The sequence below is a fragment of the Duganella sacchari genome (assembly GCF_900143065.1).
In the GTDB taxonomy this organism is placed as follows: domain Bacteria; phylum Pseudomonadota; class Gammaproteobacteria; order Burkholderiales; family Burkholderiaceae_D; genus Rugamonas; species Rugamonas sacchari.
In genome coordinates this window covers 43,693-69,225 of record NZ_FRCX01000015.1, presented here as the reverse complement: position 1 = coordinate 69,225, position 25,533 = coordinate 43,693, and the positions used below count along the sequence as shown (strand labels likewise).

At 59.8% G+C, this 25,533-nt stretch carries 27 protein-coding genes; 16 read left to right on the top strand and 11 right to left on the bottom strand.

Annotation, left to right across the window (positions count from 1 at the left end):
- Positions 1-12 precede the first annotated feature (12 nt).
- Both BUA36_RS25960 and BUA36_RS25955 read right to left on the bottom strand, forming a co-directional pair.
- Positions 13-678, bottom strand: coding sequence for a hypothetical protein (locus BUA36_RS25960; RefSeq protein ID WP_072789037.1), 666 nt, complete (start codon positions 676-678; stop codon positions 13-15).
- Complete coding sequence (locus BUA36_RS25955; RefSeq protein ID WP_072789035.1) at positions 675-1,694, bottom strand: NADP-dependent oxidoreductase; 1,020 nt, start codon at positions 1,692-1,694, stop codon at positions 675-677. Before BUA36_RS25955 ends, BUA36_RS25960 begins: the two co-directional genes overlap by 4 nt.
- 76 nt (positions 1,695-1,770) lie before the next feature.
- Between BUA36_RS25955 and BUA36_RS25950 the strand changes: the two genes are divergently transcribed.
- The 4 genes from BUA36_RS25950 (at position 1,771) to BUA36_RS25935 (ending at position 5,583) form a co-directional block, all read left to right on the top strand.
- A complete protein-coding gene (locus BUA36_RS25950; protein WP_072789033.1) occupies positions 1,771-2,673 on the top strand; it encodes a LysR family transcriptional regulator in 903 nt (300 codons plus the stop codon).
- A 104-nt stretch (positions 2,674-2,777) separates the two neighbouring features.
- Positions 2,778-3,257 (top strand): hypothetical protein, encoded by a 480-nt coding sequence (locus tag BUA36_RS25945; protein WP_072789031.1) that lies wholly within the window; start codon positions 2,778-2,780, stop codon positions 3,255-3,257.
- A gap of 116 nt (positions 3,258-3,373) precedes the next feature.
- Positions 3,374-3,865, top strand: a complete 492-nt coding sequence (locus BUA36_RS25940; protein WP_072789029.1) for a hypothetical protein — start codon at positions 3,374-3,376, stop codon at positions 3,863-3,865.
- 137 nt (positions 3,866-4,002) lie between these two features.
- Positions 4,003-5,583, top strand: a complete 1,581-nt coding sequence (locus BUA36_RS25935) for a methyl-accepting chemotaxis protein (RefSeq protein WP_072789027.1) — start codon at positions 4,003-4,005, stop codon at positions 5,581-5,583.
- Positions 5,584-5,594: 11 nt separating this feature from the next.
- On the opposite strand, the gene BUA36_RS25930 is transcribed toward BUA36_RS25935, so the two are convergent.
- From BUA36_RS25930 to BUA36_RS25915, 4 genes are all read right to left on the bottom strand, one after another.
- Positions 5,595-9,179, bottom strand: coding sequence for an ABC transporter permease/M1 family aminopeptidase (locus BUA36_RS25930; protein ID WP_072789025.1), 3,585 nt, complete (start codon positions 9,177-9,179; stop codon positions 5,595-5,597).
- 9 nt (positions 9,180-9,188) lie between these two features.
- Positions 9,189-10,082, bottom strand: coding sequence for an ABC transporter ATP-binding protein (locus BUA36_RS25925; RefSeq protein WP_072789023.1), 894 nt, complete (start codon positions 10,080-10,082; stop codon positions 9,189-9,191).
- A 168-nt stretch (positions 10,083-10,250) separates the two neighbouring features.
- Positions 10,251-11,447 (bottom strand): ABC transporter permease, encoded by a 1,197-nt coding sequence (locus BUA36_RS25920; RefSeq protein ID WP_072789021.1) that lies wholly within the window; start codon positions 11,445-11,447, stop codon positions 10,251-10,253.
- 3 nt (positions 11,448-11,450) lie between these two features.
- Positions 11,451-12,230, bottom strand: coding sequence for an ABC transporter ATP-binding protein (locus tag BUA36_RS25915; RefSeq protein ID WP_072789019.1), 780 nt, complete (start codon positions 12,228-12,230; stop codon positions 11,451-11,453).
- A gap of 123 nt (positions 12,231-12,353) precedes the next feature.
- On the opposite strand from BUA36_RS25915, the gene BUA36_RS25910 reads away from it, so the two are divergent.
- Both BUA36_RS25910 and coq7 read left to right on the top strand, forming a co-directional pair.
- The gene (locus tag BUA36_RS25910; RefSeq protein WP_072789017.1) at positions 12,354-12,788 is read left to right on the top strand and encodes a hypothetical protein; all 435 of its coding nucleotides are present in this window, start codon (positions 12,354-12,356) and stop codon (positions 12,786-12,788) included.
- A 51-nt stretch (positions 12,789-12,839) separates the two neighbouring features.
- Positions 12,840-13,481: a 2-polyprenyl-3-methyl-6-methoxy-1,4-benzoquinone monooxygenase gene (coq7, locus tag BUA36_RS25905; protein ID WP_072789015.1), complete on the top strand. Its 642-nt coding sequence runs from the start codon at positions 12,840-12,842 to the stop codon at positions 13,479-13,481.
- Positions 13,482-13,500: 19 nt separating this feature from the next.
- Here coq7 and BUA36_RS25900 read toward each other — a convergent pair whose 3' ends face one another.
- Positions 13,501-13,926, bottom strand: a complete 426-nt coding sequence (locus BUA36_RS25900) for an OsmC family protein (RefSeq protein ID WP_072789013.1) — start codon at positions 13,924-13,926, stop codon at positions 13,501-13,503.
- Between the two features lie 224 nt (positions 13,927-14,150).
- Here BUA36_RS25900 and rplM point away from each other — a divergent pair, with 224 nt between their 5' ends.
- The 4 genes from rplM (at position 14,151) to erpA (ending at position 16,633) form a co-directional block, all read left to right on the top strand.
- Positions 14,151-14,579 carry a 50S ribosomal protein L13 gene (rplM, locus tag BUA36_RS25895; RefSeq protein WP_056157909.1) on the top strand — a complete coding sequence of 143 codons (429 nt, stop codon included), beginning with the start codon at positions 14,151-14,153 and terminating at the stop codon, positions 14,577-14,579.
- A gap of 9 nt (positions 14,580-14,588) precedes the next feature.
- Positions 14,589-14,981: a 30S ribosomal protein S9 gene (gene rpsI / locus BUA36_RS25890; RefSeq protein ID WP_072789011.1), complete on the top strand. Its 393-nt coding sequence runs from the start codon at positions 14,589-14,591 to the stop codon at positions 14,979-14,981.
- 153 nt (positions 14,982-15,134) lie between these two features.
- Positions 15,135-16,172 (top strand): N-acetyl-gamma-glutamyl-phosphate reductase, encoded by a 1,038-nt coding sequence (gene argC, locus BUA36_RS25885; RefSeq protein WP_072789008.1) that lies wholly within the window; start codon positions 15,135-15,137, stop codon positions 16,170-16,172.
- Positions 16,173-16,282: 110 nt separating this feature from the next.
- Positions 16,283-16,633, top strand: a complete 351-nt coding sequence (gene erpA / locus BUA36_RS25880; RefSeq protein WP_072789006.1) for an iron-sulfur cluster insertion protein ErpA — start codon at positions 16,283-16,285, stop codon at positions 16,631-16,633.
- A 45-nt stretch (positions 16,634-16,678) separates the two neighbouring features.
- On the opposite strand, the gene BUA36_RS25875 is transcribed toward erpA, so the two are convergent.
- Both BUA36_RS25875 and BUA36_RS25870 read right to left on the bottom strand, forming a co-directional pair.
- Positions 16,679-17,074, bottom strand: a complete 396-nt coding sequence (locus BUA36_RS25875; protein WP_072789004.1) for a VOC family protein — start codon at positions 17,072-17,074, stop codon at positions 16,679-16,681.
- 67 nt (positions 17,075-17,141) lie between these two features.
- Positions 17,142-18,254: an FAD-dependent oxidoreductase gene (locus BUA36_RS25870; RefSeq protein ID WP_072789236.1), complete on the bottom strand. Its 1,113-nt coding sequence runs from the start codon at positions 18,252-18,254 to the stop codon at positions 17,142-17,144.
- Between the two features lie 81 nt (positions 18,255-18,335).
- Here BUA36_RS25870 and BUA36_RS25865 point away from each other — a divergent pair, with 81 nt between their 5' ends.
- Together BUA36_RS25865 and BUA36_RS25860 are read left to right on the top strand one after the other, a co-directional pair.
- Positions 18,336-19,013 (top strand): TetR/AcrR family transcriptional regulator, encoded by a 678-nt coding sequence (locus BUA36_RS25865; RefSeq protein ID WP_072789239.1) that lies wholly within the window; start codon positions 18,336-18,338, stop codon positions 19,011-19,013.
- A 142-nt stretch (positions 19,014-19,155) separates the two neighbouring features.
- Positions 19,156-19,860, top strand: a complete 705-nt coding sequence (locus tag BUA36_RS25860; RefSeq protein WP_072789002.1) for a choice-of-anchor J family PEP-CTERM protein — start codon at positions 19,156-19,158, stop codon at positions 19,858-19,860.
- 6 nt (positions 19,861-19,866) lie between these two features.
- On the opposite strand, the gene BUA36_RS25855 is transcribed toward BUA36_RS25860, so the two are convergent.
- Both BUA36_RS25855 and BUA36_RS25850 read right to left on the bottom strand, forming a co-directional pair.
- Positions 19,867-20,964, bottom strand: coding sequence for an anhydro-N-acetylmuramic acid kinase (locus BUA36_RS25855; protein WP_072788999.1), 1,098 nt, complete (start codon positions 20,962-20,964; stop codon positions 19,867-19,869).
- 99 nt (positions 20,965-21,063) lie between these two features.
- The gene (locus BUA36_RS25850) at positions 21,064-22,455 is read right to left on the bottom strand and encodes a M23 family metallopeptidase (protein ID WP_072788997.1); all 1,392 of its coding nucleotides are present in this window, start codon (positions 22,453-22,455) and stop codon (positions 21,064-21,066) included.
- Positions 22,456-22,613: 158 nt separating this feature from the next.
- Here BUA36_RS25850 and tyrS point away from each other — a divergent pair, with 158 nt between their 5' ends.
- Genes tyrS through BUA36_RS25830 form a run of 4 tightly spaced genes read left to right on the top strand, consistent with a single transcriptional unit; the run spans position 22,614 to position 25,389 of the window.
- Positions 22,614-23,867, top strand: a complete 1,254-nt coding sequence (gene tyrS, locus BUA36_RS25845) for a tyrosine--tRNA ligase (RefSeq protein ID WP_072788995.1) — start codon at positions 22,614-22,616, stop codon at positions 23,865-23,867.
- Complete coding sequence (gene dtd / locus BUA36_RS25840) at positions 23,864-24,310, top strand: D-aminoacyl-tRNA deacylase (protein ID WP_072788993.1); 447 nt, start codon at positions 23,864-23,866, stop codon at positions 24,308-24,310. The genes tyrS and dtd overlap by 4 nt, the downstream gene beginning before the upstream one ends.
- A gap of 1 nt (position 24,311) precedes the next feature.
- Positions 24,312-24,740 carry a YbhB/YbcL family Raf kinase inhibitor-like protein gene (locus BUA36_RS25835; protein ID WP_072788990.1) on the top strand — a complete coding sequence of 143 codons (429 nt, stop codon included), beginning with the start codon at positions 24,312-24,314 and terminating at the stop codon, positions 24,738-24,740.
- A gap of 1 nt (position 24,741) precedes the next feature.
- Positions 24,742-25,389 (top strand): histidine phosphatase family protein, encoded by a 648-nt coding sequence (locus BUA36_RS25830; RefSeq protein WP_072788988.1) that lies wholly within the window; start codon positions 24,742-24,744, stop codon positions 25,387-25,389.
- The last annotated feature ends 144 nt before the right edge of the window (positions 25,390-25,533 follow it).

Sequence of the window (25,533 nt, the reverse complement as noted above, 5' to 3'; positions counted from 1 at the left end):
ACGCTAGCTGGCTCATTTTAAATCGTCGGTATAAAAATAAATCGTGCCGCGGATGGTGTTGCGCTGCGCGTGCAGCGCAGCCGCCAGTTCGGCGGCGTTGGGTTGGCTCAGCCCGCGTTTGATGACGGTGATGTCTGTATGCGCTGCACCACGTGCCGCGCGGTAAGCGATGATGTGGTCGTAATCAGGACGGCTGTCGATTTGCTTCACGAGGTAGCGCTGCTGGCCATCGCCGATCTGCATATAGGTGCTGCTAACGCTGGCACGCTGTTCGGGCGAGAGCTTGTGGAAAAACAGCACCTTGTCCACAACGATAGTGGAGGCCGCGTATTGGGTTTTGCCGCCCTGTTCAAAATGGCCGAGCACCAGGTCTGCCTTGAACTGCCTGAGCGGCGTGGCGGCTTGTGGCGCCAGGCGCGAGAGCTCGAATTTTTCTGGCGCGATGGTCCACAAGGCCGTCTTGCCATCGAGGCGCTGGCGTAACGCGGCATCGGTGGCGGGATCGGCGACATGCACTTGCAGCACCACCTGATAATCGTGCGGCGCATGGAACATCGGCAGATGCGAGGCGTACAGGCCCTCCTTGCCACCGAAGAGCGCCATGCCATGTTCGCCGTAGGTGACGTCTGCCGCTGCTGCGCTACCGGCCAGCAGCATCAAAGCGGCGAAGGTTTTCATGCGCGCACCAGCAGCTTGCCGCGGTGGTCGCCGGTGAACAGCGAATTCAGTGCGGTGGGCAGTTGTTCAAAGCCGTCGATCACGGTTTCTTCAAAGACGATGTCGCCCGCCTTCACCCACGGCCCGACGATGCGGATCATTTCATCCATGCGGTGCAGGTAGTCGCGCGCCAGCATGCCTTGTATCGTGGCGCGCTGGTACAGCATGTGGTGCAGCAGACGTGGCCCCAGCTCTGGCGTCTCAAGACCGCCGCTGTATTGGCTGATCTGGCCGCAGATCACAATGCGCGCGCGGCGGTTGATCAGCGGGATGACCGCATCCGTCACCATGCCGCCAACGTTGTCGAAGTAGACGTCGACACCGCCCGTCAGGCGTTTGATCTCAGCGCCCAGTGTATCGGCATCGCGGTAGGATTTGTAGTCGATGGCCCAATCAGCGCCCAGCGTGTCGCGTACCCAGTCGCATTTGGCCGCGCCGCCAGCGATGCCCAGCACGCGCGCACCATGGCGCTTGGCGAACTGCACGACCAGCGATCCCACTGCACCGGCAGCGCCGGAGACCACCACCACTTCGCCTGCGTGCGGCTTGCCGGATTCCGTCAAGCCGAACCATGCGGTGCGGCCGGGCATGCCCAGCACGCCGAGCGCGGTCGTCACTGGTGCGGCATCGGGATCGATGCGCTTCACGGCGCTGGCGTGAATCCGCGCGTGCGTTTGCCAACCCGTGTAGCTCTGCACCCAATCGCCTTCCTGCAAGCCGGCGGCATTGGACGCCAATACCTGCGCGACTACGGTACCCTGCTGCACGGTGTTCAGCGGATGCGCTTCGGCGTCGTAAGTCGGCTTGCTCGACTGGCCAATCCGCATATAGGGATCGACGCTGAAGTAGCGTGCCGCGATGAGCACCTCGCCATCGGACAGTGTGCTGTCCAGCGTCTGCTCGACGAGTTCATAGTGTTCGGTCGTGATCTGGCCCGTCGGCTGGCGGCGGTAGATCCATTGTTTGGTCGTGGTCATAGTGCTGGAATGGTATGATGATGGGCGTATCCAGTAAAGCAACTTAAATTCACTCTTTGTGTCCCACTAGGAAACCATGAACCTCAGCGATTTACGCGTCTTCGTCAGCGCTGCGCGCCGCCCGTCGCTGGGGGCGGCTGCGCAGGAGCTGCATCTGACGCCATCGGCCGTGTCGAAGGCGCTCAAGCGGCTGGAAGAGGCACTGGGCAAGCCGCTGTTTGATCGCAGCAGCAAACAGCTGGTGCTCAACGACAGCGGCCAGCTCATGCTGAACCGCGCGCAGACCTTGCTGGCGCTGGCCGACCAGGCCAAGGCGGATCTGATGGGCGAGCAGGCCGCGATCGACAGCCGCATCGCCGGCCCGGCGATTCTGCTGTGGCGTCATGGCGAAATGCTGTCGCAGGCATTAAGCGCCTACCCGCAAGCGAGCCTGCGCATGCAAGCCATGTTTGAAGACGAAGCGCTGGCCGCACTGGCACGTGGCGACATCAACGCCGCTATCGTCACCAGCGATGTGATTGAGGGACGTGGCGAGCACTGGTCGGACGAATGGGAAGTGACACCACTTGGCAGCATCACACTGCACCTGATGGCGGGGAAAAATCATCCGCTAGTTAAAGCGCGTAAGCTCAAGGCGAAAACTGCCGAAGTATTGAAACACGATTTTGCCTGTCCATCGCGTTCGCTATTCTGCGGCATGCAGCGCGGCGCGCGCTCCGACGGCTGGCGGGACGACCAGCTGCCGCGCAAGATCCGTTACTGGGCTGACGACCTGCAACTGCTGCTCAGCCTGGTGAAAGCAGGGCAGGCCCTGGCCTATCTGCCCGACTTCGCGCTGGCCGATACGGCGCTACGCCGCATCCACGTCACCGACTGCGCGTTCGAGTGCGTCGAACAGGTGGCGCTGGTGTGGAACCGCGCGCAAGCCAGTGCCTGGCAACGCGACCTGGCGTCAGCGCTGGCCAGATACAACTCGTAACTTTTCTTACGGAAATGTGGTCTTCTCTGCTAGAGGCGGCCGCGTTGAATGCACAAGACGCTGATGAACAGCGGTCTGCAAACCTCAAGAAAAGGAACACCGTCATGAAAACCAAAACCCTGATGATGACCGGCCTGCTTTCGATGATCAGCGCTGCAGCGTTTGCGCAAAATCCAGTGGCCCAGGTCCACCAAGACAACACGCAGATACGCCAGGACAGCAAACAGATCCATCAGGACAACCGCGAGATCAAGCACGACAATGCCGTGATCGCCATGAAGAAAAATGAAGTCGCCGCCGGCCAACAGCAACTGCAAGCCGAACGTCAGCAGCGCACCACGCTGGCCCGCGCCGAGCAAGCCGACGTGAAAAAAGGCGACCTCGCCGGCGCCCAGCAACTGGACCAGGCACGTCGCGGCGAGCAGCAGGTAATCCGGCAGCAGAAGCAGGACATCAAGCATGACGAAAAAGTCATTGCCCATCGCCAGGCTGACAAACAGGAAACCAAAGTAGCGCGCCACGAAGAAAAAGTGCAGCGCCACGAAGACAAGGTCAAGCGCGACCACGACGCCGCCAAGATCTAAGCCCAATCCGGGGTCAGGTCCGTCATTTCTACACGGGCTCATGTAGAAATGACGGACCTGACCCCGGATTTTTTGCGCTTGCGCATGCTGCTGCCAGCTACTATATTGAAGGCATCATGACTGTCTCGCTCAACACTGTGACCTCCAATGCGGCTTATCAGCCGTATGTGCCTACTGCTGCGCCTGCGGCAGCGACGGCGGCTGCAGAGTTGTCGTCGCAGGCGGTGACGTTGTCGGCGCAATCGGCCGTGGTGGCGTCGCTGGGCGGCTCGACCGGGGCGACGGTGTATTCGCCTGCCGGTCTGTTGAATACTTTGCAGCAGGCGGGCCAGGCCGAGGAAACGATTGCTACGCCGAAAGAGGGCAGCAATGTGGATACGTCCAATACGGCGCAGCTGGCACAGGATCAGAACATCCTTTCTTCGCTGACGGAAAGTGCGACATCCTCGGGGGTGTATACGGGCACTGGCGCGATTAGCACGACACTGTCCGAACAGGCCGCGAGCAACTGGGCCGAGCTGCTGAAAACCAATCCCAATCTGGCCGGCACGGTCATCTCCAGTTCCTACGACATGGGCATCGTCAACCTGTTGTCCGTCACAGCCTAGTCACACGCCAGCATTAAATTAGTTGCTGTGCTAAACTGGTGATTCTGTAGGGCAACTCACTTCTTCTGCCCGAGTCGTAGTTTCAATAGTAGTAACGCTTCTTTATTTCCAATATTGCCTTCGCGGGCGCATTCATCATGAAAAATTTGAAAATTGGCACGCGCCTTGCGGCGGGCTTTGGTTTGGTATTGGCGTTGATGATTTTGATGACGGTGATCGGTATCAGTCACATGCAGTCGGTTGCCACCGCCACGCGCGACATGATGCAGCAGCCGCTGGCCAAGGAACGCATGATTGCGGACTGGTATCGTTTGATCCATACGAGCGTGCGCCGTACGTCGGCCATCTCGAAGAGTTCCGATCCGTCGCTGGGGCCGTTCTTTGCGGAGGAGACGGCATCGTCCACCGCTGAGGTGAACGGCCTGCAGAAGAAGGTGGAGCCGCTGCTGGAAAGCGAGGCGGAAAAAGCCCTGTTCACTGACATGATGGCCAACCGCAAACGTTACCTGGCTTCGCGCGACGCGATTGTCGCGCTGAAGAAGGACGGCAAGTTCGAGGAAGCGGCGGAGGTGCTGGACAAGCGTTTCACGCCGGACGGCAAGGCTTACCTGGGCTCGCTGAGCGGCTTGCTCGATTTGCAGCGCAAGAGCATCGATGCCAACGCGGCCCGCATTGAAGACCTGTATGAACGCAGCCGTACCTTCATGATCGTGCTGGGCCTGCTGGTGCTGGCGCTGGGCGTGGTCTGTGCATGGCGTCTCACGCGGGGCATTACGATACCGCTGGGGGTGGCGGTGGAAGTCGCCGAGGCGGTGGCGCGCAAGGACCTCACCAGCCATATCGAAGTCAATAGCACGGATGAAACGGGCCGCCTGCTGGACGCCTTGCAAAAAATGAATGCTGGCCTGATTGGCATTGTGACCGAAGTGCGCAACGGTACGGAAAGCATCTCGACTGCATCCAGCGAGATCGCGGCCGGTAATCTGGACCTGTCCGGCCGTACCGAAGAGCAGGCGTCCAGCCTGGAAGAGACGGCCTCCTCGATGGAGGAACTGACCTCGACCGTGAAGCAGAATGCCGACAACGCGCGCCAGGCCAATCAGCTGGCAGTGAAAGCGTCGGAAGTCGCGCAGCGTGGCGGCGGCGTGGTGTCGGAAGTGGTGAATACCATGGAAGCCATCAATGGTTCGTCGCGCAAGATCGCCGACATCATCAGCGTGATCGACGGCATCGCTTTCCAGACCAATATCCTGGCGCTCAACGCTGCGGTGGAAGCGGCACGTGCAGGCGAGCAGGGCCGTGGCTTTGCGGTGGTGGCGTCCGAGGTGCGCAATCTGGCGCAGCGTAGCGCTGCCGCTGCCAAAGAGATCAAGGGCCTCATCGACGACTCGCTGGACAAGGTCAATGCGGGCAGCATGCTGGTCACGCAAGCGGGCACCACGATGACGGAGGTGGTGGACAGCATCCAGCGCGTGACCGACATCATGGGTGAAATCACCTCGGCTTCACTGGAGCAGAGCAGCGGCATCGAGCAGGTCAACCAGGCCATCGGCCAGATGGACCAGGTGACGCAGCAGAACGCCGCGCTGGTGGAAGAAGCGGCCGCCGCAGCAGCCTCGCTGCACGATCAGGCCGATGCGCTGACTGCCATTGTCGCCGTCTTTAAACTGCACCCGGCACCCGTCGCAGGCAAGCAGCGCCTGCAGCTCGCCGCCTGAACACGGCGGGTTTATTGGGTTTGTAGTTCGACGTTAATCATATTGTCGTCGGGCTTGCGGTCGATGAGCTTGTTGTCGGGGTCGATGCCCGCTTTCGCTGGCCGGCCGCTGACGATCACGGTGTAGTTGCTGTCTTTCTTGTCGATGAGCTTGCGCTCGCGCAGCAGGCTGTTGCCGTCTTTGTCGTCGACGCCAATGTCGATCCAGTCCCGCATCGGCACGTCTTTTTCTTCGCCCTGTTCGCCGGCACGCACCTTGGCGGCGCTGACGGTGAAGCTGACTTCGTATTTGCCGTCGTTGAGCTTGCGCGCGGTCGCCAGTGTGGCGTGATTCTCGTACAGCACGATGTGGTTGAACAGGTCGTCGATGAGGTAGGCCTGGTCGGCCGGCGTGACCTTGCGCAGCGCGTCCACCAGCACGTTCACGCTCGGATAAGGACCGGACTGGTGACCATACTGGAGCAGCATGGCTTTCAGCGCGCCGTTGACTTTGTCTTCGCCGATGATGTCCTGTAGCTGGTACATCGCCAGGCTGCCCTTGCGGTACTGGATATAGTTCTGGTTTTCGTTTTCTGCCAGCGGCAGTTCTTTCTTGCGCTCCAGCGCGCGGCCCACCAGGTACATGTCCAGATCGTAGTGCAGGAAGCGGCGCATTTTGCCGGCGCCGAAATTCTTTTTCATCACCATCAGCGCGGAGTACTCGGCCAGCGTTTCGCTCAGCACGGTGCTGCCGCGCGTGTTGCCGCCCACCAGCTGATGGCCCCACCACTGGTGCGCTACTTCATGCGCGGTGATGTAGAACGGGTAGTCGATGTCTTTGGGATTCTTGTCGTTGACCTTGGCGATGAAGCCGATCGCTTCCGAATACGGGATGGTGTTCTGATACGACTGGGCAAACTGCGCGTAGCGCGGGAACTCGACGATGCGTACCAGTTTGTGCTGGTAGGGGCCGAAGTTTTTGCTGTAGTAGTCCAGCGATTCCTTGATGCCTTTGTCCATGCGGTCCAGGTTGTATTCATGGCCCGGATGGTAGTACAGCTCGATGCCGACGTCCTGCCACCAGTCGCGCTTGACCAGGTAGTGCGCCGACTGGAAGGCGTACATATTCAGCATCGGCTGGTCCATCTTGTAGTGGAAGTAGCGGCGGCCTTTGCTGGTCCAGTCCTTGACCAGCATGCCCGGCGCAATCGCGGTCTGGTTGGCGCTGGTGCCGACGGTGGCGTCGAAGGTGATCCAGTCGGCGTCGCTGCTGGCGAAGTTGTTGGCCAGGCCGGCCGGATCGTCACGCGGCAGCATGCGCTCGCGCGCCGGCAGTTGGTGTTTCTTGCGGTCGCGGGCGTCGTTCAGTTCCGCTTCCTGCTGGTAGCCGATGTGCGGCATGAAGCTGTTGTTGAAGAAGGTGCCGTTGGCGATCACGGGCGTATCGCGGCCCATGCCCAGGATGCCTTGCGGCGTATAGCTGACTTCGAATTCCATGGCCAGCTGGGCGCCCGGCGCCAGCGGCGTGGTCAGCTTGTAGGTGTAGAAGCCCAGCGCGCTGTCCTGCAGGCCATTGCGGACCTGCTGGCCGAAACGCACATGGTATTGGGCCACGGTGTTGTCTTGCGTGACGATGATGTCGGTGACGGCTTGCTTGCCCTTGTTCTGCAAGGTGTAGCTGCCTTTGACGATCAGCGTGCGCTGTTCCGGCCAGATGTCCACATTCAGTTTGACATCGGTAATGCGCGGCTGCGGCAGCACGGCGTATTGCTTGTATTTTCGTTCGTAGCTGGCTTTTTCTTCTTCCTTGTCGTAGGCCGATTTGTAGCAGTCGGCCACGTGCTGGTTGTAGAACAGTACGGCGCCGGCGCCGGCAAAAATCAGCACGCCGGCGGCTATCGTGGCCAGCACCGGCATGGTCAGCGCATGGCGTGCCAGTTGCAGGCGCTGGCGCCAGCCGTCGTTGGTGCCGCGTGCCCAGAACAGCAGCGACAGCACGGTCAGCAGCAGCGCCGCGCCGCCCCAGTAGGCTTCGTACCAGCGTTCGCGGATCAGGTAGTGGCCGTAGCCGTTCATGGCCGAGTAAATGATGGAAGGCGTGTTGCCATACACCAGCATCGGGTTGTCCAGCCCGGTGGTACCGGCGGTCAGGCTGACGATGTAGAAAATAATCATCGCAAAGTAGGCGATGTAGCGCTGGTTGATCATCACCTGCATGGCGATCGACAACACGGCGATCAGTACGTAGTAGGGCATATGCACCAGGAACAGCTGGTGCAGGTACAGGCCGGGCTCGAGCAGGAAGTAACCGTTGAAAATCTGGATCGCCATGCCGGTCAGCATGATGACCACCATGAGCAGCGCTTGCAGGCCGATCAGGGCAAACAGTTTGGACAGCAGCGGCAGCCAGCTGGGAATCGGCAGTGCGTCCAGCATCTGCCCCATGCGCGCCTCGCGTTCGCGCCACACCAGCTCGCCAGCGTAGAAGGTGGTAATCACCATCATGAACAGCGCGAAGGTTTCGGTGACGATGTCCAGCACCTGGTAGGTAACCGGATAGGTATTGGTGCCAAACATCGAGCCCATATCGAGCGAGGCGGCAAACATCATGAGCACGCCGGCCAGCACGATCACGAGGAAGTAGATGTTCTTGGTGGTTTCACGCAGGTTGAGCCAGCTGGATTTGAGCAGCAGCCAGGCCAGGCTGCGCGACTGGAAGTCTGGCGCTTCCTGGGTATTGGTCGAGACCTGCGACAGGTGCTGCGGTATTTCGCCTTCGCCGGTGCTGGTGCGCTTGCCGTGGCCGCTGTCGCTGGTGGCGATGAAGTGGAAGCGCCAGTAGCCGACCAGCAGGCCGACCAGTGCGGCAGAGCCCCAGATCACGCGGTTCAGCAGGTACACGCCTTCCGGCCACACCATGCGCGTATTGCGCTCGATGATGGGCCAGTATTCGGTCAGGCGGATCACGGCGGTGGTGCCGAACGGGTCGATCAGCGCGGCAAAGGTTTTGTAGTCGAGGTCGCGCGCCAGGCCCGGCGCCACCATGTAGCCGATCAGCATGACCACGCTGGAGATGTAGACCGGCAGCATGCGCCGCGTCAGCGCGGCAATGATGAAGAAGACGGCGCCAAAGATGAAGATATTGGGCAGAATGACAATCAGATAGGGGATCACGTAGGCGATCGCCTCGGCATGCGCCAGCCGTTCCGGATCGATGCCGGGCACAAAGCTGCCCAGCCACGCGCCGAGCAGGATGCTGGTGAAGATCACGGCCAGCGTGAAGTAGGCGCCGAGGAAGCGGCCGAACATGTACTGGTGCTTTTTGATCGGCGCGCTGAAGAAGAAGTGCTGCATGTCGTACTCGAAGTCCTGCTGGACTGAGCGCCCCATCATGGCGGCAATCACGATCACGCCAAGCGAGCCGAGGAAGCTGGTGGTGAACATCAGCGACCGCGGCGAGTCGATGAGCTGGCTGCCGAAGGTGACGGAAGCGCCTTTGAAGAAGCCGCCGGCGGCAGCCATCCACAGCATTGTGAGGGCCAGGAAACCCAGGAAGTAGACCCAGGTCGACATCAGCTTGAGGCGCTGGCGCGCTTCAAAGAAGGCGATGGCAAACATGATGCGCCCTTAATCGCAGGTGTTCGCGGCGCGGTGGCGGCCGGCGATGGTGGCGAAGTAGACATCCTCCAGATCGCCGATGGCTTCCTCGAAGCCATCGCCCGGATCGTTATCACTGTAGACGTGGATCAGCGTGCGGCCCGACAGCAGGCGCGACGAGATCACCGGATGGCGCAGCTGGAACGATTGCAGGTCGCGCTTGTCGATGAAGCGCGCCCAGATCTTGTCGCTGACTTCGTGAATCAGTTCCTGGGTCGGACCGCACAGCAGCAAATGCCCCTTGTTGATGATGGCCATGTTGGCGCACAGGTCGGCCACGTCGGACACGATGTGGGTGGACAGGATGACGGTCTTGTCTTCGCCGATGTCGGACAGCAGGTTGTGGAAGCGCACGCGTTCCTGCGGATCGAGGCCGGCGGTCGGTTCGTCAACGATGATAAGTTTCGGGTCGCCCAGCAGCGCCTGGGCGATGCCAAAGCGCTGGCGCATGCCGCCCGAGAAACCGCCCAGGCGCTGGTGGCGCACTTCGAATAAATTGGTTTGCTGCAACAACCCATCGACCACTTCGCGGCGGCGGTGGCGGTTGCTCAGGCCTTTGAGCACGGCAAAATGGTCCAGCAGTTCGTAAGCGGTCACCTTCGGGTAGACGCCGAAATCCTGCGGCAGATAGCCCAGCAGGCGGCGGATCTCGTCTTTTTCATCGAGCACATCAAGGTCGCCAAAGAACACCGAACCGGAGTCGCATTCCTGCAGGGTGGCAATGGTACGCATCAGCGTCGATTTGCCGGCGCCGTTAGGGCCGAGCAAGCCGAACATCCCGGTGGGGATGGTGAGCGAAATATTGTCCAACGCCACAACACCGTTGGCGTACGTCTTGGACAAATTGCTGATACTTAATTCCATGCTAACTCCTGATTCTGCGCGACAAACCACTTTTCACATGATGGCATTGTATTGAATTTGTTCCAGACTCGGGGCGCCATTGCGATGGGCGGCAAAAATGTGCGCCAGAGTGCAGAATTGGCGGAACAGGCTGTAAGGGCCGGTTACGTAGTTGAATAGACAACTTAGTCAATTCCTGAACAAAACCTGCTCCCGGTTGAACCACCAGCGGCACAGGGCCAGCAGCAGGCCGGCCGTGATGGTTGTTGACATTAATATCACGGATAACATCCGGTAGTCCATGGTTCCCTTGACCAGTTCCTTCATGGCCAGCGAGACATTGGTGAGCGGCACCATCGCCCATTTCCAGTTCAGCTCGACACCAGGCAGCAGGGCCACAAAAATCGGTATGATGGCAAGCAGGATCAGCGGCGAAATCAGCCCCGCAGCTTCCTTGTAGCTTTTGGCATAGACCGAGATCGATAGCAGGATGGCGGCAAAGATGGCGGCGGTGGGCACCAGCATCAGCGCCACCATGGCCAGGTCCAGCGGGCCGATGGCGCGCACCATGAGCACCAGGTCGCCGCCGATGTGCGGACCAAAGAAGTGCAGCAGCAGCCCCATGCTGAGGATCATCAGCAGCGCCGAACTCAGGCCGATGGTGAACAGCATCAGGAACTTGGCCAGCACGATGCCGGTGCGCGACACGGGCGCCAGCAGCAGGGTTTCCAGCGTGCCGCGCTCCTTTTCACCGGCGCCAGTATCGATGGCCGGATACATGGCTGCCATCAGGCACACCATCAACAGCACATACGGCAACATGCCGCCCACCATGGCGCCGATTTGTTCGCGCTTGTCGGCGGTGGAGTGGTCTTCCAGCGTGATGGGATCGAGCGCGAAAGCCAGCTGCTGCTGGTTGAGCTTGAGGGCAGACAGCGCATGTTCGCGCAGTACGCGGTTCTCGCCGCCGATCACGGACAGCACGCGCTTGCGCGTCAGGTCAATGGCGGCGGCGCTGTTGTAGTGCAGCTGGATCACGCCTTGCTGCTGCGCGCTGAGCTGGCTGTCGAGGCCGGGCGGGATCACTAGCGCAAACTTGATGCGCTCGGCAGCAATCGCGCCCTTGATGTCATCCGGGCTGGTCAACGCAATTTCGTGAAAGCCTTTTTCCCTGGCGAAGCGTGCCGCCAGCTGTGGCGCATGCTCCTTGCCAAACATCGCGTACGCCATGTCGGCCGTGCTGGCCTGCTTGAACATGCTGCTCGACAGCAGGCCAAAGCCGGCAAACAGCAGCGGCATGGCAAACACGGGAATGAACACGGTGAAGAAGAAGGTGCGGCGGTCGCGCGCCAGTTCCAGCAGTTCTTTCAGGTAGATGGTCCACATGGTTCAGGCTTCCTGGTTGACGACGCTGACAAAGGCGTCGTACAGATCGGCGCTGGCGCCCAGGTGGCGCAGCTCGTCCATGGTGCCGTGGAAGGCGGTCTTGCCGTGGTTGATAATGCAGACGCGGTCGCACAGCTTTTCCACTTCATGCAGGTGGTGTGTGGAAAAGATCAGCGGGATGCGCAGCGCTTTGTAGCTGGCGATAAAGTCCAGCAGGATTTTGGCGGACATCACGTCCAGGCCGGTGGTGGGCTCATCCAGAATGACGATCTGCGGCTCATGCACCACGGTGCGGGCGATCGCGCATTTCTGCTTCATGCCGGTGGACAGCTGGTCGGCGCGTTTGTTGCTGAACTCATGCATGTGCAGCAGGTCGAATAATTCGTCGCAGCGGCGTTTGAGGTAGGGCGGACTCATGCCGTGCAGGCGGCCGAAGTATTCGATGTTTTCGCGCGCGGTCAGGCGGCCATACAGGCCGGTGCTGCCGGATAAAAAGCCGATGTGCTTGCGCGCCGCCAGCGGATCGGCAAGCAGGTCGATGCCATTGGCGTGGATGCTGCCGGCGTCGGGTCTAAGCGCGCTGGAGAGCAGGCGCAGCGTGGTGGTTTTGCCGGCGCCGTTGGGGCCGAGCAGGCCCAGCACCTCGCCCGCGCCGCAGCGGAAGCTTACATCGCGCACCGCATGGAACCAGCCGTCATGATCGCGCGGATCGCGGGTGGTGGCGTTACCAGCGCCGCGCGCGGACCCGCGAAAGCGTTTGGCCAGGTTGCTTACCTCGATCATCGTGCCGTCCCCGATTGAAAAGTTTCAAGAATAGCATGCAAAAATTCCGGCACGCAAGCTACTGGATGTCGATGGCTTTGCCGTTATTCTTGCTATAGTCGCATACGGGAGCGTCGCGAAAAAATGAATCCTGAGCTGAAAGAAAAAATACTGGCGGTAATGCAGTTTGGCATAGACCGTGAAGAATCCACCGGCTTTTTCCGCGTGGCGCTGGGACTGTATTACCTGTCCAGCCTGATGACCAAGGAAACCCTGGATTTCGACAAGCTCGATAGCGAATTCAACCGCTTCATTTATCACACCATCGGCAAGGGCCACAGCATTACCAGCATCCTGCAATACATGAGCGGGGAGAAGGTGGTGCAGGTGGTGGAGTCCAGGCGCTTTCTGAAAGCATTTGGCGAGTACTGCACGGAAGTGCCGCTGGAGAACATTCCCTTCCTGCTGGGCCTGAACCTGGGCGTGGCCAAAGATATCTCCAGGATCGATGTGCGCGGGCCGGTGGCGGACTACATCGAACGCCAGCGTCAGCTACGTGAGGCGGCAGACGCAAAATAAGAGGGTGGTCCCTTATAATGGGACTTTCCATCTGACGACACGAGTTTGCTCATGGCTGCATATCTTCACCCCCCCCTGGACCGTTTCATTGCCGGCGCCGACAAGGCGCTGCGCGTGGTGACTGGCGTTGCATCGGCCTCGCGGCCGACGCCGGCGGCCCATGCGGCGGATGCGGAGATGAGCGAAGCAGAGCGCCGCCATGCCGCCGGCCTGATGCGCGTGAATCATGTGGGCGAAGTGTGCGCGCAGGCGCTGTACAACGCACAGGCGCGTTTTGCACGTACGGACGCCATCCGCGAGCAGTTCGAGCATTCCAGCCGGGAGGAAGAGGACCATCTGGCGTGGACCGCGCAGCGCTTGGGCGAACTCAATTCCCACATCAGCGTGCTCAATCCGCTGTTTTATGCCGGTGCGTATGCGCTCGGTACGGTGGCTGCCGTGCTGGGCGATGCCCGCAGCCTGGGCTTTGTGGTGGAGACCGAGCGCCAGGTCGAGGCGCATCTGGAAAGCCATCTGGACCGGCTGCCGCCGCAGGACGCCAAGTCGCGCGCGATTGTCGACCAGATGCGCATTGATGAAATTGAGCACGGCGCTGCCGCCCAGCGTCTGGGGGCGGCCAATGTGCCGGCGCCGGTGCAAGCCGTCATGTCCGCCATGGGCAAGGTCATGACCGGCACTGCCTACTACATCTGACGCTGGCTGCGTGGCAGCCTCACGCGGCCTCGATGATTTCGAACGAATGGGTGATTTCGGCGGTCTTGCCCAGCATGATGGACGCGGAGCAATATTTGTCGTGCGACAGCGTGATGGCGCGTTCGACCTGCTCCGGCTTCAGGCCGCTGCCGGTCACCACAAAGTGGAAGTTGATCTTGGTGAAGACTTTGGGCTCGGTATCGGCGCGCTCGGCTTTCAAGACGCACTCGCAGCCGCGGATGTCGGCGCGGCCTTTTTTCAGGATCAGCACGACGTCGTACGCGGTGCAGCCGCCGGTGCCCAGCAACACCATTTCCATCGGGCGCGGCGCCAGGTTGTGGCCGCCGCCTTCCGGTGCGCCATCCATGGTGACCAGATGGCCGGAACCGGTCTGGGCCAGGAAACTCATGCCCGACGGGCCATTCCAGCTAACTTTGCATTCCATTGCACTCTCCGTGTGAGAAAACTTTGTCCATATTGTAATGGAGCGCGCCAGCCCTGTGTTTCTGCGGCCTGCGCGCCAGATCGGGCTTGACTCGGAAGCCTACAAGCGGTTATGATTGTCGGCTTTCCATTCGCTCAGGAAAGAAAATAAAAAGGCCGAGTCCGCTGTTTCAGTAGCGGAACCACCATTTGAGCGTGTAATTTCTTAATACAGAAAGTCATCACATGAAAACTTTTTCCGCTAAAGGACATGAAGTCCAGCGCGACTGGTTCGTGATTGACGCGACGGACAAAGTCCTCGGACGTGTTGCCAGCGAAGTGGCACTCCGACTGCGCGGCAAACACAAGCCTGAGTTCACCCCTCACGTCGATACCGGCGATTTCATCGTCATCATCAACGCAGGCAAACTGCGCGTGACCGGTACCAAAGCAACCGAGAAGACCTACTACCGTCACTCGGGCTACCCAGGTGGCATCTACGAGACCAACTTCCTGAAAATGCAACAGCGTTTCCCAGGTCGCGCTCTGGAAAAAGCCGTCAAGGGCATGCTGCCAAAAGGCCCACTGGGCTACGCAATGATCAAGAAGCTGAAAGTGTACGCTGAAGGTTCGCACCCGCACGCTGCTCAGCAACCTAAAGCACTCGAAATCTAAGGAACTGACATGATCGGTAACTACAATTACGGCACCGGCCGTCGCAAGAGTGCAGTAGCTCGTGTGTTCATCAAAGTTGGCACTGGCCAAATCATCGTTAACGGCAAGCCAGCGTCGGAATACTTCTCGCGCGAAACCGGCCTGATGGTGATTCGCCAGCCTCTGGAACTGACCGGCAACGTTGAACGTTTTGACATCAAAGTCAACGTTCACGGCGGCGGCGAGTCCGGCCAGGCAGGTGCAGTTCGTCACGGCATCACCCGCGCTCTGATCGACTACGATTCGGGCCTGAAAGGTGACCTGGCACGCGCTGGCTTCGTAACCCGCGATGCACGTGAAGTTGAACGTAAAAAAGTTGGTCTGCGCAAAGCACGTCGCGCAAAACAATTCTCGAAGCGTTAATTTTTACGCTGTGGTGCGCTGCTTGCGGCGCATCTCCCAAAAAGCCGCCGGCTACATGCCGGGCGGCTTTTTTGCTATTTGCTACTGTCATGCAGCGGTAGCGCATGGCTGATAAAATGGCCCACTCTCCCACGCACTTTTAAGGAAAAAACAATGATCAAAGTTGGCATCGTCGGCGGTACCGGTTATACCGGGGTAGAACTGCTGCGTTTGTTGGCAGTCCACCCGAATGTGGAACTGACGGCAATCACCTCGCGCAAAGAGGACGGCTTGCCAGTCGCTGACATGTTCCCTTCGCTGCGTGGCCGCGTGAACCTGAAATTCTCGTCGCCGGAAAATGCCGACCTGAGCAAGTGCGACGTGGTGTTCTTTGCCACCCCGCACGGCGTCGCCATGGCCCAGGCGCCTGAGCTGCTGAAAGCCGGCGTCAAGGTCATCGACTTGGCGGCCGACTTCCGCATCAAGGAAAAAGCCGTCTTTGAAAAATGGTACAAGATCGAGCACACCTGCCCGGACCTGCTGGAACAGGCAGCCTACGGCCTGGCCGAACTGAACCGTGAAGACATTCAAAAAGCCAATCTGGTCGCCAATCCTGGCTGCTATCCAACTACCATGCAGCTGGGCTATTACCCGCTGCTCAAGGCTGGCTTGATCGATGCCGGCTCGCTTATCGCTGACTGCAAGTCGGGCGTATCGGGCGCTGGCCGCAAGGCGGAAATCGGCACCCTGTTCTCGGAAGCGTCGGACAACTTCAAGGCCTATGGCGTGGCAGGCCACCGCCACACGCCGGAAACCTCGGCCCAGCTGCAGAAGTTCACTGCCGACAAGGTCAGCCTGATCTTTACGCCGCACCTGGTGCCTATGATCCGCGGCATGCACTCGACGCTGTATGCGCGCCTGACCAAGGACATCAGCAACGAAGACTTGCAGAAGCTGTTTGAGGACCAATATAAGGACAGCGCTTTCGTGGACGTGATGCCGTTTGGCTCGCATCCGGAAACCCGCTCGACGCGTGGTTCGAACATGCTGCGCCTGGCGCTGCACCGTCCGGACAATGGCAATACCGTCATCGTGCTGGTGGTGCAGGACAACCTGGTCAAGGGCGCATCCGGCCAGGCGGTACAGTGCATGAACCTGATGTTTGGCCTGGAAGAAACCACCGGCCTGACCCAGATCGCGCTGCTGCCTTGATCTAGCGCCTTGATTTTGTGCGCTTTATCATCAAATTTAAAGCTGGGCGGAGCAGGAAAATCGCCCAAGGTCTATAATGGGCCCAATTGTTTTCTCGTAGGGAGTAAGAAATGAATGCTGTTGCTGAAATGCCAGCGCCTATCATCTTCACCGATAGCGCTGCTGAAAAAGTGGCCCAACTGATCGAGGAAGAAGGCAATCCAGACCTGAAACTGCGCGTGTTCGTGCAGGGCGGTGGCTGCTCCGGCTTCCAGTATGGTTTCACCTTCGACGAAATCGTCAACGAAGACGACACCACCATGGTCAAGAACGGCGTCCAGTTGCTGATCGATTCGATGAGCTACCAGTACCTGGTGGGCGCAGAAATCGACTACAAGGATGACCTGGAAGGCGCGCAATTCGTGATCAAGAATCCTAGCGCAACCTCCACCTGCGGCTGCGGTTCGTCGTTCTCGGTATAAGTTTCGGACTTGTCCGCCGAAAAGGCAGCCTGCGGGCTGCCTTTTTTATTCGCCGGTCGCCATCCACACCAGGTTCCACAGGTGGCCGTCTATGTCCTCGAAGCCCTGGTCGTACATGAAGCCATGGTCCTCGGGCGGATGCGGGATGCGCGCGCCGGCAGCAGCGGCCCTGGCGATCAGATGGTCGACTTCCTCGCGGCTCTCGCAGCTCAGGGCAATGATGACTTCATTGGCTTCCTTCGCCTGGGCGAGTGGCTTGTCGATGAAGGAGCGGAAGAAATCTTCGGTCATCAGCATGGCAAAAATGCCCTCCGTGATGACCATGAATGCCGCTTGCTCATTGCTGAATTGGGCATTGAAGCTGAAGCCCAGTGCGGAAAAGAAGGCCTTGGATTTATCCAGGTCCTTGACCGCCAGGTTGAAAATGATCTGCTTGTTCATGACGTCTCCTTAAATGGGGTTTCATGCTCACGACGAATGAGGGCGCAGCAGTTCGACAAGCCTCTTCTTATTGACTGAACATATTTACCAGACTGTGTGGCGAGTCGGCGCCGTACAGAACCTCATGGACCTCGGCCGCTTCGGCGGCGGCCTGGGCGCTGCGGGGGAAGAGTTCCTGTTCGTACGCCGCCAGCGCTGTCTCGATATCGTCAGGATGGGCGGCAATGGCTTTGGCCAATTCGGCGCCGTCATACATGGCAAGGTTGGCGCCTTCGCCGGACGGCGCCATCAGGTGGGCGGCATCGCCGAGCAGCGTGACACCGGGCACGCGATGCCAGTGATGTTTCTGGGGCAGTGCATGGATTGCGCGCAGTAGCGGCGCCGTATCGCTTGCAGTAATGAGTGCGGTAAGTATTGGCGACCAGTCGGCAAACTCGGCCGCTATGCGGGCTTTGGCCGCCGTGCCGTCACTGAAATCGATCTCCGCCAGCCATGCCTCCGGCTGGTTGAGTGCAATGTAGGCGTGCACCATGCCGCTGGGCTCGCGGTGGCTGAGGATGCCTTTGCCCGGCGCGATGGCGAACATGGCGCCGCTTCCGGCCGCCGCTGCAGTAGCCGGATAGCGGGTGTCCGCGTCGCGCAGCCAGGTTTCGATGAGCGCCATGCCGACATATGCCGGCATGGCATCGGACAACAGGGGGCGCACTTTGGACCAGGCCCCATCCGCACCGACCAGCAGGCCGCAAGTGGTGCTGGAACCGTGAGCGAAATGCAGCATATGACAGCCATCGCCGAGTGGCATGGCCTGCGTCAGCTTGTGCCCCCATTGCACCGTGCCCTCGGGCAGTGACTCCAGCAGTATGCGGCGCAGCTCGCCGCGCTGGACTTCCGGCCTGCCGCCAGTTCCATCGTCATGCTGCGCGAACAGCAGCTTGCCGTGCTTGTCGAGCACGCGTGTGGCTTGGCCGCCATGGTGAATCAGCGCAGTGAATTCCTTGAATAAGCCTGCATCCCGGAGGGCGAGCTGGCCGTTGAAATCGTGGATATCCAGCAGGCCACCTTGTGCGCGCGCCGTGGCCGAGGCTTCGGCTTCATACACCGTGGCGGCGATGCCGTGGACGTGCAGCACGCGGGCCAGGACCAGCCCGCCCAGGCCTGCACCGATGATTGCAATGGGCATATTTTTCATTGTTTAATCCAAATGGAACGTTGTTCCATTCGGATTTTGCTGCAACAGGCCAGGTATGTCAAGATAACGGCCATGCAGAAAAACACTCCGCGCCGGGAAGATGGGCTGTCCCGCGAGCGCATTATTGAAGAATCCATTGCCTTGCTGGATAGCCGTGGCGAAGCCGGCCTGACCTTTCGCGCTCTGGCGGAACGGCTGGCAACCGGGACCGGCGCCATCTACTGGCATATTTCCAATAAGAACGATTTGCTGACTTCGGCTTGCAATGAGATTGTTACACGCACGCTCAAGACAGCTGCGGCCGATGTGTCGCCGGAGCAAGCCATCCGCGCGCTCGCGCTGGCCCTGTTTGACGCCATCGACGCGCGGCCGTGGCTTGGTTCTGCGCTAACGCGCGCTCCTTTGCAATCCCCTATGGTAAACATTTTGGAGGGCTTGGGACAGCAGATCTGCCGCATGCGCGTGCCCATGCCGCAGCAGTTTGCGGCAGCGTCGGCATTGCTGAATTACATCCTTGGCGTGAGTGTGCAAAATGCGGCAAATGCCCAGTTGGGGCGGGCTCTGGGCGGCGACAGGGCGGCAATTCTTGGCCAGGTGGCGGCATCGTGGGCGCGGTTGGATGCGGACCAATTTCCGTTCACACGCAGTGTTGCTGAACAACTTCTGGTACATGATGACCGGGCTGATTTTCTCGTGGGGATAGACCTGATACTGCGGGGCATGTTTACCACGCAAAAGGCTCATGTTTAGTGTTGTTTTTATAAGTTATTTTAATATGTAAAGTTGTTTTTATTTACACAATAATTTAACAATCATGATATCTTGATTATGACGGCCTGGTGGCCGCCAACAACATAAATATTTCTTCCACTTCTACGATGGAGGTTTCAAGATGTCTGTATCCTTTAAATCAGCTCTCGCCTTAGCCGTAACGTTAGCTTTCAGTGGTGTCGCTTCCGCTGATGCGTTGACAGAAAATTTTGATAATGGCGTTCCCACCGGCTGGACCGTGAACAATCTGAGCCAGCCTGTGGGCGTGACTGATTGGTTCCAGGGTAATCCTGCGGTATTCAGCGCACATCAGGGCGCGGCCGACTCCTATCTGGGTGCCAATTTCAATAGTGGCTCAGGCACCGCCGACATCAGCACCTGGCTGATCCTGCCGACCTCCACCTATCACAACGGCGATACGCTGTCGTTCTATACCCGTACCGCAGATTTTTCGCTGTGGCCGGACAATCTGGAAGTCCGTTTCAGCAATGTTGGCGGCACGAATGTCGGCAACACCTCGAGCAGCGTGGGCACTTTTAGCAAACTGCTGCTGTCGGTGAATCCTGGCCAGGATCTGTTTGGTTATCCTGAGGAGTGGACCAAATACAGCGTCACGCTGAGCGGTCTGTCCGGCGCGACCAGCGGTGCATTTGCCTTCCGCTACGTGGTGCAGGATGGCGGCCCGGCCGGCGACAATTCCAACTTCATTGGCATTGACACCCTGCAAATCACCGCCGTTCCTGAGCCAAGCACTTATCTGATGCTGGGCGCCGGCCTGGGCCTGGTCGGCCTGATGCGCGGCCGTAAAAAACAGGCTGCTGCCTAAGCAGCGTTAGCGGGGGTAGAGGGCGCCCAGTATGCGGTCGCCCTTGGCTCCGGTTACCGACGGCAGATTGCCCGCCAGGCGCTCGCTGAAGCGATAGCCGAGCCAGGCAAATGCCAGTGCTTCCACGCGGTTAGGCGCAACGCCCAAGGCTTGCGTGGAAGCTACCATAACCTGCGTACCCAATTCCCTTCCCAACGCATCCATCAGCACGCTGTTATAGGCGCCGCCGCCGCAGATATAAGCTGCGTCCGCGCCATCGCCGTGGGCTTTGATGGCGTCTGCCAGTGTGACTGCCGTGTATTGTGTCAGCGTGCGCTGGACGTCTGCCGGGGTCGCCTGCATATGGGCGGGGAGACGGGCGTCGAGCCAATCCATATGGAACAGGTCGCGGCCGGTGCTTTTGGGCGCGGGCAGCGCGAGGTAGGGTTCTGTCAGCAACGCCGACAGCAGTTCGGGAATGAGCTTGCCGCTGGCGGCCCAGGCGCCGTCGGCATCATATTCCTGCTGGCGGTGGCGGTGTATCCAGCCGTCCATGAGGACGTTGCCGGGGCCGGTATCGAATCCGATCACGCTGCCGTCGCCGCGCAGCACGCTGATATTGGCGATGCCGCCTATATTGGCCACGACGCGCGTCTGTCCGGCCTTGCCAAACAGGGCCTGATGGAAGGCCGGCACCAGCGGCGCGCCCTGGCCGCCGGCAGCAATGTCGCGGCTGCGGAAGTCGGCAATCACGTCGATGCCGCACAGTTCGGCCAGCAGGGCCGGGTTGTTGGTCTGGCGCGTGAAACCCAGTTCCGGGCGGTGGCGTATGGTCTGGCCGTGCACGGCGACCGCGCGGACGTCTTGCGGCTGCTTGCCCGATTCGCGCAGCAGCTGCGCCACGCACTGGGCGTAGTATTGCGCCAGCTGGTTGGCCGCCAGGGCTTCACGTTCGATTTCGTTGGCGCCGCTGGCCTGCAAGGCCATCAGCTCGGCGCGCAGCGCTGGCGGGAAGGCGAGGTAGGTGGCTGCGATGGTGGTCAGGGCGTCGCCGTGGAATTGCGCCAGTGCGCCGTCAACGCCGTCCAGGCTGGTGCCGGACATTAAACCGATGTACAAAGTCATACGTGCCTCTGGATGTGTGTGTGCTTACGCACGGAAGGAACTGTCTCAGAAGCGCATGATAATAAAAAGCAGGCCGACTAGGCGGCCTGTTTTGTCAGATTACTTCGCCGCAGCGACGCGGGTCGGTATGCCGCCGCCGCCCACCGGACGTAGCAGCGCGAAGCGGTGCATCATGTCGTTCGCATAGACTTTGAAGCGGCCCATTTCCGCTGCGGTCAATGGTGCTTGTGCCTGTACATTCATCTTGCCTGGGTCTTTGGCTTCACCACCCACGCGGAATTCGTAGTGCAAGTGTGCGCCGGTCGACCAGCCGGTGGTGCCGACGTAGCCGATCACGTCACCCTGGCTGACCTTGGCGCCTTTTTTCATGCCATTGCCAAAGCGGCTCATGTGGGCGTAAGCCGTGGTGTAGTTGCTCCAGTGCTTGATGACGATGAAGTTGCCGTAGCCATTCATGGTGCCGGCAAAGTCGATCACGCCATCGCCCGCAGCGCGGATCGGCGTGCCGGTCGGCGCCGGGAAATCGATGCCCTTGTGGGCTTTCCACTGGCCGGAAATCGGATGCACGCGCATCGCGAAGCCGGACGAAATACGCGAAAACTCCACCGGCGATTTCAGGAACGCTTTCTTGAGCGATTTGCCGTCGAAGCTGTAGTAGCCGCCGCCCTGTTTGCTTTGCGGATCTTCAAACCACACCGATTGATAGGTCGTGCCACGGTTGGTCAGTTCGCCTGCCAGCACACGGCCCGCTCGCACGAACTCGCCATCCTGCCAGAAGGTTTCATACACCACGTTAAAGCTGTCGCCGCGCTTCAGGTCGCCCCGGAAGTCGACGTTGGTCGAGAACATTTCAATGATCTGCTTGACGATATTGTCGGGTAGCTTGGCGCCGTCTTCGCTGGAGTCGGTGGCCGCATACAATGTCGAGGTGATGTTCCGTGCGTGCATTTCCACGCGGCGTTCCAGCTTGGCTGGTTCGGCGGTCGCGACAAAGCCATCGGCCTTGCGGGTGATCTTGATATTGGTGACGGGATCGTCCTTGCCATCCACCACGGTGGCGCGCAGCCACTGCAGGTTGCCTTCGTCGTCGGTCTGGGCCTGTACACGCTTGCCGGTCTTCAGCTGCATGACGCCTTTCGCCACCTTATCTTTTTTGATAAAGTTCTCGGCCGCATCGTCATCCACGCCCAGGCGGGTCAACAGCGTCGCCAGGGTATCGCCAGCGCGGATCTTTTCTTCGTGCACAAAATGCTCGTTAGAAGACTGCTGTTCCAGCGCATTGATCTGCGCGCTCAGGTCTGGCGTGACCACAGCTTCCTGTACAGTTTTCACCGGCAGATCGGACGCGTCAGGGGCGAGCGGCGCTACGCCGGCGGCACCAAAAGCACATACTGCGAGAAACAATGCAGACGCGCTGATGATGCGCGCCTTGCGCGTAGAACCTAGCAGACTGAACAAGCGTGAGCTTGTGAATTTATGTATTTGGTTCATGCAATCAGTTAAAATTTGCCGCTTGAACTATTCAGGAACGTTTTATTTCTTCTAATTATATGTTTTGTTAGTTTTCGTGCGGCAAGATTGATGGATCGAGGATTATAACAAACTCCTGAAGCTGCCTACCTTTTTCTGAAAAATACGCTTAAAAAATTATGACTACTACTTCTTCGACACCTGCGGCTCCCTCTAAAGCGTTGCCGTTATCCGACAACGTACAAGAGGCACTTGCCATCACCAAACGCGGTGTCGACGAGTTGCTGATTGAAAGCGAGTTCGCGCAAAAGCTGGCGCGTTCAGAACAAAGCGGCGTGCCGCTGCGTATCAAGCTGGGCCTGGATCCAACCGCGCCCGACCTGCATCTGGGTCACACCGTGGTGCTCAATAAAATGCGCCAGTTGCAGGACCTGGGCCATCAGGTGATCTTCCTGATCGGCGACTTCACCTCCATGATCGGCGACCCATCGGGCCGTAACGCCACGCGTCCGCCGCTGACCAAAGAGCAGGTGGAACAAAATGCCATGACTTACTTCAAGCAGGCATCGCTGGTGCTGGATCCGGCCAAAACCGAAATCCGCTACAACTCCGAATGGTGCGACCCGCTGGGCGCGCGCGGCCTGATCCAGCTGGCTTCGCGCTACACCGTGGCGCGCATGATGGAGCGCGACGATTTCACCAAACGCTATAAAAACGGTACGCCAATTGCCGTGCATGAATTCCTGTACCCGCTGATGCAGGGTTACGACTCGGTGGCGCTGAAGTCGGACCTGGAGCTGGGCGGCACCGACCAGAAATTCAACCTGCTGGTGGGCCGCGAACTGCAAAAGGACTACGGCCAGGAGCCTCAATGTATTTTGACCATGCCGCTGCTGGAAGGTTTGGATGGCGTGGAAAAAATGTCGAAGTCGAAGAACAACTACATCGGCATCACCGAACCGGGCAACACCATGTTCGCCAAGATCATGAGCATTTCCGACGAAATGATGTGGAAATACTTCGATCTGCTGTCGTTCCGCTCGATCGCCGATGTCGCCGCGCTGAAAGCCGAAGTGGCAGGCGGCCGCAACCCGCGCGACGCCAAAGTGGCGATTGCGCAGGAAATCGTCACGCGCTTCCACTCGCAACAGGCAGCGGAAGATGCGCTGGCCGACTTCGTCAATCGCTCCAAGGGCGGCATCCCGGACGATATTCCGGAAGTGACGCTGGGCGGTGCGCCGCTGGGCGTGGCGCAATTGCTGAAGCAGGCCAACCTGTGCGCGTCCACCTCGGAAGCGATGCGGATGGTGGAGCAGGGCGGCGTGCGGGTTGACGGCACCGTCATCAGCGACAAGGGCTTGCAGCTGCAAGCCGGCACCTTCGTGCTGCAGGTGGGCAAGCGCAAGTTCGCACGTGTGACCCTGTCCGCATGATCGGCCTGCTGCAACGCGTCAGCAGCGCCAGTGTGGTGGTTGATGGCGCCACGATAGGCGCCATCGATGCCGGCCTCATGGTGCTGGTCTGCGCCGAACGCAACGACACAGAAAAGGACGCCGATGCGCTGCTGACCAAGCTGCTTGGCTACCGCGTGTTCGCCGACGAGGCGGGCAAGATGAACCGCAGCGTGACGGACACCAATGGCGGCCTGCTGCTGGTGCCCCAATTCACGCTGGCGGCCGACACCAAGTCCGGCACGCGGCCGTCGTTCACGCCGGCCGCCGCGCCGGCCGATGGTCTGCGCCTGTTTAACTATTTTGTTGAGCAGGCGCGCCTCAGGCATCCGACGGTGCAGACCGGCCAGTTCGGCGCCGACATGAAAGTCTCGCTGACCAACGACGGTCCCGTCACCTTCTGGCTGCAAACCAACGCTAAATAAGATGCAGCTCGCCAGCGACAGTTTCCGCGACCGCAGCGCCATGCCGGCGATCCACAGTCCGCAACTGCGCTGGAGCGGCGTGCCGTCGGGCGTGAGTTCGCTGGCACTGCTGTGCATGGATGCCGATGCGCCGCCTGGCGGCGCTGACATCTTTCACTGGAGCGTGGTGGATATCCCGCCGTCCATGACCTGCCTTAACGAGGCGGCAAGCTTGCCGCTGAGGCAGGGGCAAAACGATTTTGGTCAGGTCGGGTATCATGCTCCCTTGCCGCCGCTGCAGCAGACGCGCCATTACATTTTTCGCCTCTATGCGCTGGATGTCGCGCGCCTCGCGTTGCCGGCGCAGTTCACCGGCGCCGACGTTTTAAAGGCCATATACGGCCATATCGTCGACGAAGCGCAGCTGATCGGCACTTACACAAGAACTTGATATGAACGCCACCACTATTTTGCTGATCCGCCACGGCGAGACGGCCTGGAACGCCGTGCGCCGCCTGCAGGGCCACATCGATATCCCGCTCAACGAGGAGGGCGAGCGCCAGGCTGCTGCACTGGCGCGCGCGCTGGCCGGGGAAAAGCTGGACGCCATCATTGCCAGCGACCTGCAACGTGCCATGCAGACCGCGCAAGCGGTGGCCGGCCATCATCCGCATCTGCAACTGCATACCGACGCCCAGCTGCGCGAGCGCGCTTATGGCGTGTTTGAAGGCATGCTGTACCAGGATATTCAGCACCAGTACCCGGACGATTTCGCCAAATGGCAGGCGCGCGATATCGAGGCCGTGATGCCGGCCGGCGAGCGCAAGGCGGAAAGTTTCCACCAGTTCTACGACCGCACCATCGCCGCCCTGCAGGCAGTGGCCGAACGCCACACTGGCCAGACCGTGGCGGTGGTTGCCCACGGCGGTGTGCTCGAATGCGCCTACCGTGCCGCCCGCGGTATCCAGCTGGACAGTCCGCGCGACTTCCAGGTCAAAAACGCCAGCGTCAACCGTTTTACCGCGGGCGCCGGAAAACTGCTGCTGGACAGCTGGGGCGAGGTCGATCACCTCCATGTTTCCATGGATGACGTCATCTAACGACCGTGCTTAAAATTTATGCATGGAAACATCGTCTCATAACGGCAAACCTGCACATTTGCCGATTTCATAAAAAATAGTGCTTATTATTTGAGCAGGGCTTCGGTTAAAATAGAAGGTTCCTTCTCACCCCATTCAGGTATT

Excerpts from the sequence above, each read along its gene's own strand:
- BUA36_RS25925 (WP_072789023.1), bottom strand. The coding sequence starts at position 10,082 with ATGGAATTAAGTATCAGCAATTTGTCCAAGACGTACGCCAACGGTGTT.
- rpsI (WP_072789011.1), top strand. The coding sequence starts at position 14,589 with ATGATCGGTAACTACAATTACGGCACCGGCCGTCGCAAGAGTGCAGTA.
- BUA36_RS25920 (WP_072789021.1), bottom strand. The coding sequence starts at position 11,447 with ATGTGGACCATCTACCTGAAAGAACTGCTGGAACTGGCGCGCGACCGC.
- argC (WP_072789008.1), top strand. The coding sequence starts at position 15,135 with ATGATCAAAGTTGGCATCGTCGGCGGTACCGGTTATACCGGGGTAGAA.
- BUA36_RS25915 (WP_072789019.1), bottom strand. The coding sequence starts at position 12,230 with ATGATCGAGGTAAGCAACCTGGCCAAACGCTTTCGCGGGTCCGCGCGC.
- BUA36_RS25875 (WP_072789004.1), bottom strand. The coding sequence starts at position 17,074 with ATGAACAAGCAGATCATTTTCAACCTGGCGGTCAAGGACCTGGATAAA.
- BUA36_RS25955 (WP_072789035.1), bottom strand. The coding sequence starts at position 1,694 with ATGACCACGACCAAACAATGGATCTACCGCCGCCAGCCGACGGGCCAG.
- BUA36_RS25850 (WP_072788997.1), bottom strand. The coding sequence starts at position 22,455 with ATGAACCAAATACATAAATTCACAAGCTCACGCTTGTTCAGTCTGCTA.
- tyrS (WP_072788995.1), top strand. The coding sequence starts at position 22,614 with ATGACTACTACTTCTTCGACACCTGCGGCTCCCTCTAAAGCGTTGCCG.
- BUA36_RS25950 (WP_072789033.1), top strand. The coding sequence starts at position 1,771 with ATGAACCTCAGCGATTTACGCGTCTTCGTCAGCGCTGCGCGCCGCCCG.
- BUA36_RS25855 (WP_072788999.1), bottom strand. The coding sequence starts at position 20,964 with ATGACTTTGTACATCGGTTTAATGTCCGGCACCAGCCTGGACGGCGTT.
- BUA36_RS25930 (WP_072789025.1), bottom strand. The coding sequence starts at position 9,179 with ATGTTTGCCATCGCCTTCTTTGAAGCGCGCCAGCGCCTCAAGCTGATG.
- BUA36_RS25910 (WP_072789017.1), top strand. The coding sequence starts at position 12,354 with ATGAATCCTGAGCTGAAAGAAAAAATACTGGCGGTAATGCAGTTTGGC.
- BUA36_RS25960 (WP_072789037.1), bottom strand. The coding sequence starts at position 678 with ATGAAAACCTTCGCCGCTTTGATGCTGCTGGCCGGTAGCGCAGCAGCG.
- BUA36_RS25940 (WP_072789029.1), top strand. The coding sequence starts at position 3,374 with ATGACTGTCTCGCTCAACACTGTGACCTCCAATGCGGCTTATCAGCCG.
- coq7 (WP_072789015.1), top strand. The coding sequence starts at position 12,840 with ATGGCTGCATATCTTCACCCCCCCCTGGACCGTTTCATTGCCGGCGCC.
- BUA36_RS25860 (WP_072789002.1), top strand. The coding sequence starts at position 19,156 with ATGTCTGTATCCTTTAAATCAGCTCTCGCCTTAGCCGTAACGTTAGCT.
- dtd (WP_072788993.1), top strand. The coding sequence starts at position 23,864 with ATGATCGGCCTGCTGCAACGCGTCAGCAGCGCCAGTGTGGTGGTTGAT.
- BUA36_RS25835 (WP_072788990.1), top strand. The coding sequence starts at position 24,312 with ATGCAGCTCGCCAGCGACAGTTTCCGCGACCGCAGCGCCATGCCGGCG.
- rplM (WP_056157909.1), top strand. The coding sequence starts at position 14,151 with ATGAAAACTTTTTCCGCTAAAGGACATGAAGTCCAGCGCGACTGGTTC.
- BUA36_RS25945 (WP_072789031.1), top strand. The coding sequence starts at position 2,778 with ATGAAAACCAAAACCCTGATGATGACCGGCCTGCTTTCGATGATCAGC.
- BUA36_RS25865 (WP_072789239.1), top strand. The coding sequence starts at position 18,336 with ATGCAGAAAAACACTCCGCGCCGGGAAGATGGGCTGTCCCGCGAGCGC.
- BUA36_RS25870 (WP_072789236.1), bottom strand. The coding sequence starts at position 18,254 with ATGCCCATTGCAATCATCGGTGCAGGCCTGGGCGGGCTGGTCCTGGCC.
- BUA36_RS25900 (WP_072789013.1), bottom strand. The coding sequence starts at position 13,926 with ATGGAATGCAAAGTTAGCTGGAATGGCCCGTCGGGCATGAGTTTCCTG.
- BUA36_RS25935 (WP_072789027.1), top strand. The coding sequence starts at position 4,003 with ATGAAAAATTTGAAAATTGGCACGCGCCTTGCGGCGGGCTTTGGTTTG.
- BUA36_RS25830 (WP_072788988.1), top strand. The coding sequence starts at position 24,742 with ATGAACGCCACCACTATTTTGCTGATCCGCCACGGCGAGACGGCCTGG.
- erpA (WP_072789006.1), top strand. The coding sequence starts at position 16,283 with ATGAATGCTGTTGCTGAAATGCCAGCGCCTATCATCTTCACCGATAGC.